This is a genomic window from Lentzea sp. (assembly GCF_036380075.1).
GTDB lineage: Bacteria > Actinomycetota > Actinomycetes > Mycobacteriales > Pseudonocardiaceae > Lentzea.
Map to the genome: position 1 here is coordinate 1 of NZ_DASVFL010000372.1, position 14775 is coordinate 14775.

A 14775-nucleotide genomic window follows, 5' to 3' on the forward strand; every position below is an offset into this window, starting at 1 on the left:
CTTCCGTTCCGCCGATCAGGCGACGCTCTCCACGAACGCCCGCCAGGCGTGCCCCGAGAACACCAGGACCTCACCCCGAGTCGCCTTCGAGTCCCGCACGAGCGCGTCCGCGCAGGCGGTGGAGAGCGACACCTCGACGCAAGCGCTGTCGTGCTCGGGACCGCTGCGGGAACTCTTACGCCAGCTCCGCCTGTGGCTCATGGAGGTCCTTCCGGAGTCCGCTGATGCAGCTCGTCAGCACGTCCCGGGATTGTCCCTCATCCAAAGCGATGGAATCCAACCACTTGAAGAACTCGCGGCTGTCCGCGATGGCGGCACCGTCGTGCGCGAAAACCCGCGCCAGGTCGGTCTCGCTGTACGCCACCGGCACCAGCTTCTCGAAGCGGAACAGCATCCGGGCGGACATCCTGATCGCGGCAGGCCCTGCCGACATCGGCACCACGCGGAGGACGTGCGTGTGGAACAGCATGCGCAGGTACTGCTCCTCCATGACCCGCTCGTCGCCCACCTGCAGCCGAAGCGCCAGTTCGTGCACGTAGAAGACGCACTCCGGCCGGTACGGCCGTTTCATGATCGCCTGCCGCTCCATGCGCGATCGGTAGCCCCTCTCGATCTGCTCCGGCGTGCCGCGGCCACCGGAGAGCAGGGCCCGCGCGTACTCGGGCGTCTGGATGAGGCCGGGCACCGACAGCACGTCGTAACACGTGATGCGCTCGGCCTGGGCCTCGGCCATCGCCAGGGTGCGCAGGTTGTCCGGCACCAGTGCGACGTAGGTGTCGAAGGCGTGGCGGTAGCGCGCACGGAACGTCTCGAACTGGTCGGTGTCGCGGCCGCACATCATGAAGTACTGCACGAGGTCGATCTCGCTCGCACGCGCTTTGCCCTTCTCGATGTTGGAGACCTTGCTCGGGTCCCAGCCGAGCTGTTCGGCGAAGGCGGCGCCGGTCAGCCCGCTGTGCTTCTCGCGCAGGCGGCGCAGTTCGTCGCCCAGGTCGCGGCTGTAGGCGGTCGAGGTGATCGCAGTCATTCGCCTGACCGTAGGCATTGGCCCTCCTCCAAGAAGCAGCTCGACGGGGTGAACCGGGGGCCGCTGCTAGGCGGCGAACCGGTGGGGGTCGTGGTGCGCGGTGTTGGTTCTCGGGGTGCGGGTGGGGTCCAGCCAGGACGGCGGGACGAAGGCCGGGGTGCCATCGCGGAGCTTCACCTCCCACTCGCTCCGGTGGACCAGGGTGTGGTGGTGCCGGCAGAGCAGGGCGGCGTTGTGCACCGACGTCGCGCCGCCCTGCGACCAGAACCTGATGTGGTGGGCGTCGCAGTGTTTCGGCGGCCGGTCGCAGCCGGGGAAGCTGCACCCCCGGTCACGGGCCACCAGCAGGCGGCGGATCGCGGCGGGGAAGGTGCGGGTCTTGCGGCCGATGTCCACCGACTCGGAGCGGCCGCCCAGCACCACCGGGACGACGCCCGCGTTGCAGGCGAGACGGCGCACCAGACCGGCGGGGACGCGCTCCCGGTTGTCGAGCGCCGCGAACCCGGTCTGCTCGGCCAGGTCGCGGTAGCGCATCGTGAGCGTGAGGGTGACCGGCTCACCGCCGTGCTCGGGCAGCCGGTCGCTGCGCAGCACGAGGTCGACGAGGTCGGCGAAGGCGTCGCCCTCGCGCTCGGCCCGCGTGCGCGGGTCGGGTCCCTCCTCCGGCGTGGCCGGGCGGGGCTTGGCCAGCGGGTCGATGAGCGCCTCGAACTTCGCGCCGCTGACCTTGTCCAGCCGGGCCCACACCTCCAGCTGGTCGCCCTTCCACGCCGTGCGCAGGCGGTTGCCGGGCACCGGCTCCCCCGACTCGCGCGGCTCCGGGTCGGCCTGGTGCAGCCGGTAGGCGAGCTCCTTGCCGAACGAGCGGACCGCGCTCGGCTCGTGCCCCCGCGCGAACTCGACGACCGGCCCCTCCGCCTCGGGCGGCAGGTCCCGCATCACCTCGGCGACCGCCGAGACGTGCTCGCCCGAGAGCGAGCCCTCCGCCACCGCGGCGGCAGTGGCCGGGAGCTCCGGCTCCAGCACGGCGCCGGTCGGGGTGACCTCGCGGGCCAGCACCTCGGCCCGCGCGACCCACTGCCGCGCGGTCTTCAGGTCCCACCGCACGGCGTGGCGCAGCACCTGCGCCACGGTCCGGTAGCCCAGCTCCGACGCGGCGCCCCGGCGTTCCAGTTCCGCGATCTTCTGCATCATCGCGTTTTCCAGAACGCGAATTTCCACCACGTCTCCGACGACCGCGTTCAGCAGGTCGTCGGTGGCGAGAAGTCGGAATTCCTGTTCGATCACGCGTTCGACACTACCGCAGGATCACAGCGAAAAAGCACGTCAGCGCCTACACGTTCGGGTGAACGGACTGGCCAAAAGCCACGGACTCCGTTAGTGAACATCTCTCTAGAGACAGCACAATCACAAAAATGCGCACACGGCAGAAAAACGCAATGGACGCACACGGAACACACGGCGTGGACGTGCCGCCACCGCCATTTGAGAGAATCGAGAGCGTGAGAACGATGCTCTGGTGCGCCGCGATGACATTCGTGTGGCTGGGCACGATGGCGTACCTCGCCCTGGACGACCCCGGACACGCCGACCAGCGGTCGATCGTCGGCTCCGCGGTCGGCTGGGTCGTCGCGACCACCCTGAGCTGGCTGCTACTGCGCCGCGCCCGGTCCCCGAGGCTCTGGGAGATCGCGGTCGTGACCGCACCGGCCTCGCTCGTGACGCTGGTGTTCATCAGCGTCGGCGCCGCCTTCGTGGCACCGCCTCCCGGCGCCTGAGCTCGACGGAGCGTCCGGGAAGCTGGGGGCATGCACTCACACCGGCCGATCTGGCACTGCGTGGCGTTCGCGGCATCTGGTACGCCGCGCTCGTCCTGCTGAACCTGGTCGCCGGCGGCGGCAGCGAGGCCGTCCGCGCGGCGACGATCGGGATGGTGCCCTGGCTCGGCGCGTCGGTGGCGCTGATGAGGTTCAGCGGGGTGAAGGCCTGGCGCCTGGTCGTGCTGGGGCTGCCGATCTTCTACTTCCTGTGGGCCGTCACCGTCGTCGTCTCGTACCGGTTCGTCGTCCCGGCCAGCGGCTGACACGCGGAGGGCCCGGCGACGAGCGTCGCCGGGCCCTTCCGGACAGCTCGAACTAGACGGCCAGCAGGGCGCTGACCTCGCGGCCCGCGAGCCGCGACCGGCCGCCCAGCGCGGCGATCTCCAGCACCACGGACACGCCCGTCACGATGCCGCCCGCGCGTTCCACGAGGGCGCACGCTGCCTCGGCGGTGCCGCCGGTGGCGAGGACGTCGTCCACGACCACGACGCGCTGACCGGGCTGGATGGCCTCCGCGGGCAGTTCCAGCGACGCGGTGCCGTACTCGAGGTCGTACGACTGGGAGTCGGCGACCACCGGGAGCTTGCCCGGCTTGCGCAGCGGCACGACGCCGTAGCGCCAGCCGTAGCCCAGGGCAGCGCCCAGGAGGAAGCCGCGCGACTCGATGGCGGCGATCACCTGGGTGCTGTCGTCGATCTTGTCCTGGAGGGCGTCGACCACGGCGCGCAGGGCGTCCGGGTCGGCGAGGACCGGCGTGAAGTCCCGGAAGACGACCCCCGGCTGGGGGAAGTCCGGGACCTCACGCAGCAGGCCCAGTGCACGATCCAATTTCAACGCTGGCGCTTTCCGGTCGGGCGGCGGCGCGCGTCGCCGGCCTTGGCGGTGCGGTGGGGCACCGACGCGGCGGCGGCGTACGCCTCTTCCTTGCGCAGGTCCGCGGCGAGCGCTTCCTCGTCGACCGACTCGACGCCGCCGGCGACCTGGGGACCGGTGGCCTTGGCGCGGCGGGCGGCCACGCGCTTGGCCTGCGCGATGTACTTCGGGTCGCGCATCTTGAGGTCGACCAGCACCGGGGTGGCGATGAAGATCGACGACAGGGCGCCGATGAACATGCCGACGAGCTGGACGAGCGCCAGGTCCTGCAGCGTGCCGACGCCGAGGATGCCGACGCCGACGACCAGCAGGCCGATGACGGGCAGCAGCGCGATCAGCGAGGTGTTGATCGAGCGCATCAGCGTCTGGTTCAGCGCCAGGTTCGCCGCCTCCGCGTAGGTGCGGCGGGTCAGGCCCAGCAGGCCCCTGGTGTTCTCCTTGACCTTGTCGAACACGACGACCGTGTCGTACAGGGAGAAACCGAGGATGGTGAGCAGACCGATGACCGTCGCCGGCGTCACCTCGAAGCCGATGAGCGAGTAGACGCCCGCGGTGATGATGACGTCGTGGAACACGGCGACGAGCGCGCCGACGGCCATCCGCCACTCGAAGTAGAACGCCAGGAACACCGTCACCGCGACGAAGAACCAGAACAGGGCCCACAGGGCCTTGCCGCTGATCTCACCGCCCCAGGACGCGGAGACGGCGCTGTCGGAGATCGCCGTCTGGCCGCCCTGCGGGTTGGTGTCCTGCGAGAGGGTCGTCTTGAGGGCGGAGACCTCGGCGACGTTCAGCGCGGGCGACTTGAGCTGGATCGTCGCGCTGGCGCCGGAACCGACGGCCTGCACGGCGTTCGGCTTCTTGCCGGGCAGCGCCTTCGCGTACGCGTCCTCGACGGCCTTCGGCGTGATGGTCTGGCCGCTGGCCGAGACCGACGGCATCGAGATCTTGGTGCCGCCCTCGAAGTCGATGCCGAGGTTGAAGCCCTTGAACACCATCGAGCCGATGCAGACCAGCAGGATGATGCCGGAGACGATGTACCAGCGGGTGCGCTTGCCGACGATGTCGAAGGCGCCGTTGCCCACGTAGAGGCGCGAGAACACGCTGCTCATGTCAGGCCTCCTTCACGGCGGTCGTCTTGCCGGTCGTGGCGGCGCGGTGTGCGGCGCCCTCGCGGGCGGCACCGCCCAGGCCGGACAGGCTCGGGTTGGACAGGAACTTGGACTTGGACGCGAGCGCGACCAGCGGGTGCGTCACGAGGAACACGACGACGAGGTCGAGGACCGTCGACATGCCCAGGGTGAACGCGAAGCCCTTCACCTGGCCGACCGCGATCACGTACAGCACGGCGGCGGCGATGAAGCTGACCGCGTCGGCCGAGAGGATCGTGCGCCGCGAACGGACCCAGGCGCGCGGCACGGCCGAGCGGAACGTGCGGCCCTCGCGCACCTCGTCCTTCAGTCGTTCGAAGAAGACGATGAACGAGTCCGCGGTGATGCCGATGGCGACGATGAAACCGGCGATGCCGGCGAGGTCGAGCGTGAAGCCGATGAGGCGGCCGAGCAGGACCAGGACGGCGTAGATGATCACGCCGGAGAGGACCAGCGACAGGATCGTCAGGATGCCGAGCAGGCGGTAGTAGAACATGCAGTAGACGAAGACCAGCGCGAGGCCGATGCCGCCGGCGATGAGACCCGCCTTGAGCGACTGGAGGCCGAGCGTCGGGGAGATCGTCTGCGCCTCGGACGAGTCGAAGGACAGCGGCAGCGCGCCGTACTTCAGCGTGTTCGCGAGGTTGGTGGCTTCCTTCAGCGTGAACTTGCCGCTGATCTCGGTCGAGCCGCCCGCGATGGCCGACTGGATGGTCGGCGCGGACATGACCTCGCCGTCGAGCACGACCGCGACGGCCTGCTGGACGTTGGCCGAGGTGAACGCCGCCCACTTCGTGCCGCCCTCGGACTTGAAGTCGAGGTTGACGACGTAGCCGGTGCCGTTCGGGTTGTTGTTGGCCGCGGCGTTGTTGATGTCCTCACCGGTGAGGCGGGAGTAGTTCGTGTAGTCGTCCGGCTTGGTCTGGGTGTCCTCCTTGGGAGGGTTGACCGGAGCCAGCGTGTACTTGAACTCGCCCTTCTCGTCGCAGGTGACGAGCGGCTTGTCGAGGTCGTCGTTGCCGCGCAGCGGGTCGGCCTTGGAGCAGTCGAGCAGGAGCGCGGCCTGCTGGAGGACCTGCGGGTCCGTGCTCTGGCGGACGGCCTTCGCCTCCTGGATCTCCTTCGCGATCTTCGGATCGACGTTGGAGGGGGCGGACGGCGTGGAGGCCGGGGCGCTCGACGACGAGGGCGCGGCGCTGCTCGACGGCGGCGCGCTGGACGGCTGCGCGGCCAGGTTCGGAGCGGGGCGGCCCTGCGGGGCGTTGCTCGACGAGGGGGTGCCGGCGCTCTGGCTCGGCGGCGCGGACGGCGGCGTGCTCGCGGTACCGGACGGCGCGGTGCCCGACGACGTCGGCGCGGTGGCCGGCGTGCCCGCGGGGACCGGCTGGCCGATGACCTTGCGGAACGCGAGGCGGGCGGTCTGGCCGAGGCCCTTCGCGCCTTCGCTGTCGGCACCGGGGACGGTGATCACCAGGTTGTTGCCGTCGCGCACGACCTCGGCACCGGAGACGCCGAGACCGTTGACGCGCACCTCGATGAGGTCACGTGCGCGGTTCAGCGCTTCCTCGCTCGGCTGGGCGCCGTCTTCCTGACGCGCGGTCAGGGTGACGAGCGTGCCGCCCTGGAGGTCGATGCCGAGCTTGGGTTTGGCCGAACCGTTCCCGGTCAAAAAGACCAGGGCGTAAAGCGCGACCACGATGAGGACAAAACTCGCCAGATACTTCGCAGGGCGAATTTGCCCGGCCGGAGGTGCCACGATCCGTCCGTCTCCTAGTAGCGATGGTTTCCGAGCGCGCAGCGTAACGCGCGCCGGGTGAGCTGCGCGTCACTACCTGGAGTCGGCGGTGTTCACAGTTGCCAACTCCAGGTGTCACGAGGTTGTTCGTTACTTCTTGGCGCTGTGGTCCAGCGGCTCGGCGACCTGCGCGGTGGTCACGTCGGCCACCTCGTCGTCCGCCTTCTCCTCGACGACGGTCTCCTCGGTGTCGACGACCTTCTCGCGGATCGCGGCACGCAGCCAGCGCGTGACGACGCCCTCGGAGATCTCGATGTCGATCGTGGTGTCGTGGCTGGCGTCGGCGACGGTGCCGTACAGGCCGGACGTCGTCATGACCTTGTCGCCGGGAGCGAGGTCGTTCTGCAGCTTCTGCTGCTCGGCCATCGCCCGCTTCTGCTTGCGCGCGCTGAGGAACAGCGGCACGGCCAGCAGAACCAGAAGCAACGGGAACATCAAAGACGAAAGGTTGCCCATCATTCTCCGATCAGGTGGACATGCCTCGACGCACGTCCGATATGTCCAGGTGCTTTCACCGATTGTGCCAGGTCACCACAGTTGATCACCGGCGGGCGGTTCCAGTCCCAGGTGGTACCACGCGGCCGGCGTCGCCACTCGTCCGCGCGGTGTCCTGGCCAGCATGCCAGCCCGCACCAAATACGGTTCGCACACCTCTTCCACGGTGGTCGGTTCCTCACCGACCGCGACCGCGAGCGTGGACACGCCGACCGGGCCGCCGCCGAAGCTCTTGACCAGCGCCGACAGCACCGCGCGGTCGAGGCGGTCGAGGCCGAGCTGGTCGACGTCGTAGACCTCGAGGGCCTGCTTCGCGATGTCCTCCGTGACCCTGCCGTCGGCCCTGACCTCGGCGAAGTCGCGGACCCGGCGCAGCAGGCGGTTCGCGATGCGGGGCGTCCCGCGGCTGCGGCCGGCGATCTCGATGGCACCGGCGTCGTCGAGGTCGACGCCGAGGATCTTGGCGCTGCGCTTCACGATGAGGTCGAGCTCGTCGGCGCTGTAGAACTCCATGTGGCCGGTGAAGCCGAACCGGTCGCGCAGCGGGCCGGTGAGCGCGCCGGACCTGGTGGTGGCCCCGACCAGGGTGAACGGCGCGATGTCGAGCGGGATGCTGGTCGCGCCGGGGCCCTTGCCGACCACGACGTCGACGCGGAAGTCCTCCATGGCGAGGTAGAGCATCTCCTCGGCCGGGCGGGCCATGCGGTGGATCTCGTCGATGAACAGGACGTCGCCCTCGACGAGGTTGGAGAGCATGGCCGCGAGGTCGCCGGCGCGTTCGAGGGCGGGGCCGCTGGTGATGCGGATGGCGCTGCCGAGCTCCTTGGCGATGATCATCGCGAGGCTCGTCTTGCCCAGTCCGGGCGGGCCGCTGAGCAGCACGTGGTCCGGGGCGGTGCCGCGGCGCATGGCGCCGTGCAGGACCAGTTCGAGCTGTTCGCGGACCCGGTGCTGGCCGACGAACTCGTGCAGGTCGGCGGGCCGCAGGCTCGTCTCGACGTCGCGCTCGGCGGGCGCGACGTACGGGCTGAGCTCGTCGTCGCTCACTTGCGCCCCAGGGTCGCGAGCGCACGGCGCAGCACGGCCGGCGTGGACTGCTCGGGGTTCTCGGAGAGGACCTTGTCGACGGTGGTCTCGGCGGCCTTGGCCGGGAAGCCGAGACCGAGGAGCGCCTCGACGACGTGGTCACGCGTCTGGCTGTGGGCGGGCGTGGTCGGCGTGGGCAGCTGGCCGACCTTGTCGCGCAGCTCGATGATGAGCCTCTCCGCGCCCTTCTTGCCGATGCCCGGGACCTGCGTGAGCACGGTGATGTTGCCCTCGGCGAGGGCGTGGCGCAGCTTGTCGGGCTCCAGCACCGCGAGGGTGGCCAGCGCGATGCGCGGGCCGATGCCGCTGACGGTCTGCAGGAGGCCGAAGAGCTCGCGGGCGTCGGCGTCGGCGAACCCGAAGAGCGTGAGGCTGTCCTCGCGGACGACCAGGGTGGTCGAGAGGTGCGCCTCCTCGCCGCGGCGCAGGCCCGCGAGGGTGGCCGGGGTGGCCTGGACGGCGAACCCGACACCGCCCACCTCGACGACGGCGTGGTCGAGGCCGACGTGCTGCACCTGGCCGCGCAGTGACGAGATCACCTGGTTCCTCCGGACTTCGCGCTCGCGCAGGCGTCCCCTCGCGAAGGGGACCCCTTGATTTCATTCTTCCAGCCGGCACCGACAGTTTCGGTGCGCACTGAAACTGTCATGCCCCGCTCCGCCGCGCGGCCTCGGCCAGCTTGGCCTTGTGCACGCGCGCCAGTTCGGCGGCCTTGGCCTGGGCTTCCTCGAGCCGGCTGCGCATGGGCGCGCGCCAGTGGTGGCAGATCGCCAGCGCCAGCGCGTCGGCCGCGTCGGCCGGCTTCGGGGCGACCTTCAGGCCGAGCAGCTTCGTCACCATCAGCGTGACCTGCGCCTTGTCCGCGCGGCCCGACCCGGTGACGGCGGCCTTCACCTCGGACGGCGTGTGGAACTCCACCGGCAGGCCGCGTTGCGCGGCGGCCAGTGCCACCACGCCGGACGCCTGCGCGACGCCCATGGCGGTGCGGACGTTGTGCTGCGCGAAGACGCGTTCGATGGCGACGACGTTCGGTTCGTAGCGGTCCAGCCATTCGCACACGCCGACGTACAACTCGTGCAGGCGAACGGACAGAGGGGCGTCGACGGGCGTGCGCAGGACGTCAACCGCCACGGCGCGCACGACGCGCCCCGGTCCGCCGTCGACCACGCCGAAGCCGCACCTGGTCAGACCGGGGTCGACCCCGAACACCCGCACAACAGCTCCCCGGATCGCCGAACGAACAACAGTTCGAACCATATCCGGTGCACCCATAGGCCATCGGCACCGACACGGTTCGACAAGTCCACTCCGGCGTTACTACGGTGGTCGGGTTTCGATCATCGGGAGTCGCGGTGCAGAGGTTCTGGGTGGTGGCGGGGTGCGTCGGCACCTTCATGGCCGTCACGATCCTCACCGCCCTCGCCGTCCCCCGCGAGATCGGCGTCGCGATCGACAAGGTCGTGCAGCTCCTGTTCGCCGTCGCCGCGCTACTCGCCTACGCCCGCAAACGCGACGGGTGGATGACGGCGGCGATGACGAGCCTGACGGTCGGGCTGTCGGCGTGGATCTGGGGTCAGCAGGTCCTGGGCGTGCAACTGCCGTCGTCGACGATCGCCCCGATCGGGTTCATCCTGGTGCCGTTGCTGTGCCTGGCGGCGGTGGTCGTGAAGGCGCAGCAACGCCGCGTCGACGACCTGCTGCCGAACTACCGCAGCCGCACCGTGGTCGTGCTCGACGGGCTGATCGTGATCGGGTCGATCTTCGTGCTGACGTGGGTGTCGGCGCTGGAGTCGCTGACCCGCGCGTGGGCGACCGACGGCGCCGGGTTCGCCACCGTCGTCGCGCATCCCGCCGCCTACCTCGTGCTGCTCGTGACGATCGTCGTGATGTCGTGGACGCACCAGCCCGTGCGTCAGTGGCCGATGCTGTTCATCGCGCTGGCGGGCATCGCGCAGTCGTCGTCGGGCTGGCTGTTCGCCTACTACATCGCGCAGGGCATCACGGCGATCCCGGCCAGTGCGGACGTCGGGTTCATGCTGTGCCCGGCGTTCTTCCTCCTGAGCGCGCTGGCGCCGGTGCGCGGCCACGAACCCACGCCAGGACGCATGCGCACGGCCGACCTCCTGCACCTGCTCGTGCCGTACCTGCCGCTCGCGATCACGGGTCTGTTCGTCATCTGGAACACGGCCACCGGCGGCCGCCTCAACCCGGTGGAGATCTACGTCGGTCTCGTGGTCGTGTGCCTCGTGATCGTGCGTCAGCTGCTGACGCTGATGGACAACGTCCGGCTGGTGGACCAACTGCGGGTCTCGCGCGAACGGTTGCGGCACGAGGCGACGCACGACCCGTTGACGGGAGTGGCGAACCGGTCGTTGTTCCGCGAACGGCTGGAGCGCGCGCTGGCGGTCCGCGACCGCGCACAGCCGTTGGTCCTGCTGTTCATCGACGTGGACGGGTTCAAGGCCGTCAACGACAACAACGGCCACGCCGAGGGCGACGCCGTCCTGCGCAACGTCGCCGCCCGGCTGGAGCACAGCGTGCGCGCGGAGGACACCGTCGCGCGGCTCGGCGGCGACGAGTTCGGCGTGCTGGTCGACGGCGGCGACGCGGACGAGATCGGGGCCAGGCTGCTGGCCGCGCTGGAACACCCGCACGAGGTGCTCGGCAGGGTGCACCGCGTGCACGCCAGCATCGGTGTGGCGCAACGGTTCTCGCACGACCCCGCGGTGACGGCCGACGACGTGCTCGGCGCCGCGGACACCGCCATGTACACGGCGAAACGGCTCGGCAAGGGCATGGTCGTCGTGCACGGTTCCCCGCTCCCGGAGATGACGTGACCCCTGAACAGCTGATCAACGACCTCGGCATGCGGGAGCTGCCCGTGGAGGGCGGCCACTTCGTGCAGACCCACCGGTCGGACAAGGTGTCCGCGATCGCGTACCTGTTGCGGTTCCCCGACTTCTCCGGCATGCACGTGCTGGAGCACGTCGAGATCTACCACTTCCACGCCGGCTCGCCGTTGCGGATGCTGCTGCTGCACCCCGACGGCTCGGTCACCGAACCGGTGCTGAGCGCGTCGAACCCGCAGGTCGTCGTGCCCGCGGGCGTGTGGCAGGGCAGCACCCCGGCCGGCGACTGGTCGTTGGTGGGCACGGTCGTGGTGCCTCCGTACACCGACGACATCGTGACGTTCGGGCACGCGGACGACCTGTGCGCGCGTTATCCCTCTCACGCCGCGGTGATCACACCGTTGTGCCGCTTCTAGGATCGGGCGAATGGCGCTTGTCCCGCTCAACGGCATCGAGCTGAACGTCCAGACCGAGGGTTCCGGCGACCTCGTCGTGCTCGTCATGGGCACCGGCAGTCCCGGCCGCGTCTGGCGCACCTACCAGGTGCCCGCGCTGGTGGGGGCCGGGTACCGCGTGGCGTACTTCGACAACCGCGGCGTCAGGCCGTCGTCCGAGTGCGCCGGTGGCTTCACGATCGGTGACATGGCGGCCGACACCGCGGCGGTGATCTCGCACCTCGGCGGCGGGCCCGCCCACGTCATCGGCACGTCGCTGGGGGCGCGCGTCACCCAGGAGCTGGCGCTGGCCCACCCGTCCCTGGTGCGGTCGGCGGTGCTGATGGCCACCACCGGGCGTCCGGACCCGGTGCAGCAGGCGTGGTCGCGCGCGTTGTGCGACCTGTACGACAAGGGCGTCGAGGTGCCGCCCGCGTTCTACGCGGCCGCGTCGGTGATCCGCAACGTCTCGCAGTCGACGCTGGCCGACCCCCGCTCGGCGCAGGACTGGCTCCAGCTCTACGAGTTCGCCGGCTCCTCGCTCACCGCGGGCGACCGCGCGCAGCTGGCGCTGGGCGAGTTCGAGTCGCGGCTGGAGGCCTACCGGGCGATCACCGCGCGCACGCTGGTGGTCGGGTTCGCCGACGACCTCGTCCTGCCGCCCCGGCTGTCGCGCGAGGTGGCGGACGCGATCCCCGGCGCCCGCTACGCCGAGGTGGCCGGGTGCGGGCACATCGGCTACCTGGAACGGCCGGACGAGGTCAACCGGCTGCTGCTGGACTTCCTCCGCGCAGGATGAACTCCGCCGTCTCGGCGGCGAGGCGGTCGAGGAACGCCGGGCGGTCGAAGTCCGGGTCCTCGGGGACGTGGGGCGGGAGCGTGTTCATGAAGCTGAAGTGGCCCGCTCCCGGCACGACCCGGATCTCCACCGGGCCGGGGGCCTTCCGCAGCACCTCGACCTGCAGCGGCGGCGTGACGGTGTCCTTCGTGCCCGCGTAGGCGAGCACCGGCACGTCCACGCCGTCGAGCGCGCGGGGGCCGACGAACCACCCGGCGGCCGGCGCGAACAGCACCAGCCGCGACACCCGCGGCGAGCGCGGCACGTCGAGCGGTTTGCGGCCGCGTCCCCACGGGGTGGCGCCCGCGAGGCACAGCGCCGCCCACCCGCCGATGGAGTGGCCGACGACGGTCACGTCCCCCGAGGTGCCCTCCAGGGCCTCGACGAGCCCCTCGGGGCGCTTGAGCAGGTCGGCGGTGGACGGCTCGCCCGGCGCCAGGCGTTCGAACCGGGGCGCGACGACCTCGCACCCGGCGGCGGTGAGGTGGTCCAGCAGCGGCCGGTGCCGCTCCGGGTCCCCGCCACCGCCCGCGGCGAAGAGCACGATCACGGAGAACTCCCCTCAGCGGTGGGCCGCCTGGCCGGTCGGCCTGATCAGGATCTCGTTCACGTCCACCGTGGACGGCTGCGACACGGCGTAGAGGACCGCCCTGCCCACGTCCGCCGGTTCCAGCTTCGGCTCGCCGGCCCGGGAGGCGGGGATCGCGTCGGTGTCGACGAGTCCGGGTTGGACGACGGTGACCCGCACGCCCGTCCCGACCGCCTCGGCGCGGATCGCCTGCGCCAAGCCGGTGATCGCCCACTTCGTCGCCGAGTACAGGTTGCCCGGCCGCACGCCCCTGCCCGCGGCGGAGCCCGTCAGCACGAGGTGGCCGCCGGAGCGCAGCAGGAACGGCATCGCGGCGCGGGCGGTGAACGCCGGGCCGCAGACGTTGGTGACGACCATGTTCGTCCATTCGGACGGGTCGGAGCCGTCCGAGGACACGAACGAGGTGTCCACCGAGACGCCCGCGTTCGCGAAGACGACGTCGACCCGTCCCCACCGCGACTCCACACGGGACATGAGGTCCTGCACGGAATCCCATGAGGACACGTCGCATTTCGCGTCCCACCCGCGGTCTCCGACAGATTCTTCGGCCGAGCGGGAGGCTCTGACCACGCGGTAGCCCGCGTCGGCGGCCAGGGCGGCCGTCGCCGCGCCGATCCCGCGGGAGGCGCCCGTAACCACGAAGACGTGTTCCACGATCGCCAACCCTAGTCAGAGAAACGTCAGCGCTGCCTGTTTGGATGCCGCGCATGAACTTGAACCGCAGGTCCGTGTTCGGGCTGGGGACCGTCGCCGCCGCGACGGCCGTGCTCGGCACCCACGGTGCAGCGCAGGCGCAGGAAGACGCGGAGGTCGAGGTCGAACGGTTCCCGACGACGGCCGACCGGTCGCGCAAGCGCGTCGCCCAGATCTACAAGCGGCAGGTCCGCAAGGCCCGCGGCACCTGGTCGTCGCTGATCACGGTCGCCGACCTCGACGGGACCACGAGAGCCGCCGTCGACGAGGACGCGGACAAGGTGGTCGAGGCCTACAGCGTCAACAAGATCGCCGTCGCCGTCGCCGTGCTGGACAAGGTGGACCGCGGTCTCGTCCGGCTCGACCAGACGGTCACCGTCTCGTCCGCGATCGTCATCCAGGACACCGACGGCATCTTCGCGCTCGACGGCGCGTACCCGAGCGAGGTCACCGTCGGCCACGCGCTGGCGGCCCTGCTGACCGTCTCGGACAACACCGCGGTCCGCCTGTGCGGCCTGGTCGTGCCGGCGCTGGAGCTCAACGAGATCCTGCGCTCCAAGGGGTTCGTGCACACGCAGGTCGTCCCCGTCGCGAACCCCAACCGGTTCTTCCTCGGCACGACGACGGCGCGCGAGACCCACACGCTGCTGCAGAAGCTGGTCGACGGGCAGCTGCTGTCGGAGGCGTCCACCGCCTACCTGCTGAACGTCCTGCGCGCCACCGCGAGCTTCACCGACGGCGTCCGGCTGAACCTCACGACGAACGAGCGGCTGCGCGTCGCGACGAAGGCCGGCTGGTTCGAGGACGGCCGCAACGAGGCCGGGATCATGTTCAGCGAGGACAACCGCGCGATCCTGGTCTACTCGATGTTCGCCTCCGGCACGTTCTCCGGCGACAAGGCCGTGAACGACGTCGACTTCAGCACCACGCACCCGGCCGTCGCGGCCCGCGCGGAGCTCGGCAGGTCCATGTTCGACGCGGTCATCAAGATCACGACCACGAAGCCCAGGCACCGCGCGAAGGTCTACCGGTTCTTCAACGGCGGCTGATTTCCTGAGAGTTCTGTGAAACCGGACCAACCGGCACCGGATTCACGCTATACAGGCACCACGCCGGGGTCGGTCG

18 protein-coding genes are annotated in these 14775 nt (G+C 70.4%); 6 read left to right on the forward strand and 12 right to left on the reverse strand.

What is annotated here, in order from left to right:
* Positions 1 to 15: 15 nt before the first annotated feature.
* The 3 genes from VF330_RS39165 to VF330_RS39175 form a co-directional block, all read right to left on the reverse strand.
* Positions 16 to 201, reverse strand: a complete 186-nt coding sequence (locus tag VF330_RS39165) for a DUF397 domain-containing protein (protein WP_330856804.1) — start codon at positions 199 to 201, stop codon at positions 16 to 18.
* Entirely contained in the window at positions 176 to 1027 is an 852-nt protein-coding gene (locus VF330_RS39170; protein WP_330856805.1) for a helix-turn-helix transcriptional regulator, read from the reverse strand. Before VF330_RS39170 ends, VF330_RS39165 begins: the two co-directional genes overlap by 26 nt.
* 66 nt (positions 1028 to 1093) lie before the next feature.
* On the reverse strand, positions 1094 to 2314 hold the full coding sequence (locus VF330_RS39175) for an HNH endonuclease signature motif containing protein (protein ID WP_330856806.1): 1221 nt from the start codon (positions 2312 to 2314) through the stop codon (positions 1094 to 1096).
* A gap of 242 nt (positions 2315 to 2556) precedes the next feature.
* Between VF330_RS39175 and VF330_RS39180 the strand changes: the two genes are divergently transcribed.
* Both VF330_RS39180 and VF330_RS39185 read left to right on the forward strand, forming a co-directional pair.
* Complete coding sequence (locus VF330_RS39180) at positions 2557 to 2805, forward strand: hypothetical protein (protein ID WP_330856807.1); 249 nt, start codon at positions 2557 to 2559, stop codon at positions 2803 to 2805.
* 155 nt (positions 2806 to 2960) lie between these two features.
* Positions 2961 to 3110 carry a hypothetical protein gene (locus VF330_RS39185; protein ID WP_330856808.1) on the forward strand — a complete coding sequence of 50 codons (150 nt, stop codon included), beginning with the start codon at positions 2961 to 2963 and terminating at the stop codon, positions 3108 to 3110.
* 52 nt (positions 3111 to 3162) lie between these two features.
* Here the strand turns inward: VF330_RS39185 and VF330_RS39190 are convergent, their stop codons facing one another.
* The 7 genes from VF330_RS39190 to ruvC form a co-directional block, all read right to left on the reverse strand.
* Positions 3163 to 3681, reverse strand: a complete 519-nt coding sequence (locus VF330_RS39190; RefSeq protein WP_330856809.1) for an adenine phosphoribosyltransferase — start codon at positions 3679 to 3681, stop codon at positions 3163 to 3165.
* Positions 3678 to 4832 (reverse strand): protein translocase subunit SecF, encoded by a 1155-nt coding sequence (gene secF, locus VF330_RS39195; RefSeq protein WP_330856810.1) that lies wholly within the window; start codon positions 4830 to 4832, stop codon positions 3678 to 3680. Before secF ends, VF330_RS39190 begins: the two co-directional genes overlap by 4 nt.
* A gap of 1 nt (position 4833) precedes the next feature.
* On the reverse strand, positions 4834 to 6627 hold the full coding sequence (gene secD / locus VF330_RS39200; protein ID WP_330856811.1) for a protein translocase subunit SecD: 1794 nt from the start codon (positions 6625 to 6627) through the stop codon (positions 4834 to 4836).
* Positions 6628 to 6756: 129 nt separating this feature from the next.
* Positions 6757 to 7101 (reverse strand): preprotein translocase subunit YajC, encoded by a 345-nt coding sequence (gene yajC / locus VF330_RS39205; protein WP_330856812.1) that lies wholly within the window; start codon positions 7099 to 7101, stop codon positions 6757 to 6759.
* Positions 7102 to 7194: 93 nt separating this feature from the next.
* Positions 7195 to 8208 carry a Holliday junction branch migration DNA helicase RuvB gene (gene ruvB, locus VF330_RS39210; RefSeq protein ID WP_330856813.1) on the reverse strand — a complete coding sequence of 338 codons (1014 nt, stop codon included), beginning with the start codon at positions 8206 to 8208 and terminating at the stop codon, positions 7195 to 7197.
* The gene (gene ruvA / locus VF330_RS39215; RefSeq protein WP_330856814.1) at positions 8205 to 8786 is read right to left on the reverse strand and encodes a Holliday junction branch migration protein RuvA; all 582 of its coding nucleotides are present in this window, start codon (positions 8784 to 8786) and stop codon (positions 8205 to 8207) included. The genes ruvB and ruvA overlap by 4 nt, the downstream gene beginning before the upstream one ends.
* Positions 8787 to 8892: 106 nt before the next feature.
* Complete coding sequence (gene ruvC, locus VF330_RS39220; protein ID WP_330856815.1) at positions 8893 to 9462, reverse strand: crossover junction endodeoxyribonuclease RuvC; 570 nt, start codon at positions 9460 to 9462, stop codon at positions 8893 to 8895.
* Positions 9463 to 9599: 137 nt separating this feature from the next.
* Between ruvC and VF330_RS39225 the strand changes: the two genes are divergently transcribed.
* The 3 genes from VF330_RS39225 to VF330_RS39235 are packed head-to-tail and all read left to right on the forward strand — an operon-like array spanning position 9600 to position 12329.
* Complete coding sequence (locus VF330_RS39225) at positions 9600 to 11084, forward strand: GGDEF domain-containing protein (protein WP_330856816.1); 1485 nt, start codon at positions 9600 to 9602, stop codon at positions 11082 to 11084.
* A complete protein-coding gene (locus tag VF330_RS39230) occupies positions 11081 to 11512 on the forward strand; it encodes a cupin domain-containing protein (protein ID WP_330856817.1) in 432 nt (143 codons plus the stop codon). Before VF330_RS39225 ends, VF330_RS39230 begins: the two co-directional genes overlap by 4 nt.
* Positions 11513 to 11522: 10 nt before the next feature.
* The gene (locus VF330_RS39235; RefSeq protein WP_330856818.1) at positions 11523 to 12329 is read left to right on the forward strand and encodes an alpha/beta fold hydrolase; all 807 of its coding nucleotides are present in this window, start codon (positions 11523 to 11525) and stop codon (positions 12327 to 12329) included.
* On the opposite strand, the gene VF330_RS39240 is transcribed toward VF330_RS39235, so the two are convergent.
* Positions 12292 to 12918: an alpha/beta hydrolase family protein gene (locus tag VF330_RS39240; protein WP_330856819.1), complete on the reverse strand. Its 627-nt coding sequence runs from the start codon at positions 12916 to 12918 to the stop codon at positions 12292 to 12294. The genes VF330_RS39235 and VF330_RS39240 overlap by 38 nt on opposite strands.
* Before the next feature lie 12 nt (positions 12919 to 12930).
* Complete coding sequence (locus tag VF330_RS39245; protein ID WP_330856854.1) at positions 12931 to 13614, reverse strand: SDR family oxidoreductase; 684 nt, start codon at positions 13612 to 13614, stop codon at positions 12931 to 12933.
* A gap of 50 nt (positions 13615 to 13664) precedes the next feature.
* Between VF330_RS39245 and VF330_RS39250 the strand changes: the two genes are divergently transcribed.
* On the forward strand, positions 13665 to 14699 hold the full coding sequence (locus VF330_RS39250; RefSeq protein WP_330856820.1) for a serine hydrolase: 1035 nt from the start codon (positions 13665 to 13667) through the stop codon (positions 14697 to 14699).
* Positions 14700 to 14775: the final 76 nt, after the last annotated feature.

Coding starts and splice junctions, on each gene's coding strand:
- VF330_RS39165 (WP_330856804.1), bottom strand. CDS start 201: ATGAGCCACAGGCGGAGCTGGCGTAAGAGTTCCCGCAGCGGTCCCGAG.
- VF330_RS39170 (WP_330856805.1), bottom strand. CDS start 1,027: ATGACTGCGATCACCTCGACCGCCTACAGCCGCGACCTGGGCGACGAA.
- VF330_RS39180 (WP_330856807.1), top strand. CDS start 2,557: ATGACATTCGTGTGGCTGGGCACGATGGCGTACCTCGCCCTGGACGAC.
- secF (WP_330856810.1), bottom strand. CDS start 4,832: ATGAGCAGCGTGTTCTCGCGCCTCTACGTGGGCAACGGCGCCTTCGAC.
- yajC (WP_330856812.1), bottom strand. CDS start 7,101: ATGTTCCCGTTGCTTCTGGTTCTGCTGGCCGTGCCGCTGTTCCTCAGC.
- VF330_RS39235 (WP_330856818.1), top strand. CDS start 11,523: ATGGCGCTTGTCCCGCTCAACGGCATCGAGCTGAACGTCCAGACCGAG.
- VF330_RS39250 (WP_330856820.1), top strand. CDS start 13,665: ATGAACTTGAACCGCAGGTCCGTGTTCGGGCTGGGGACCGTCGCCGCC.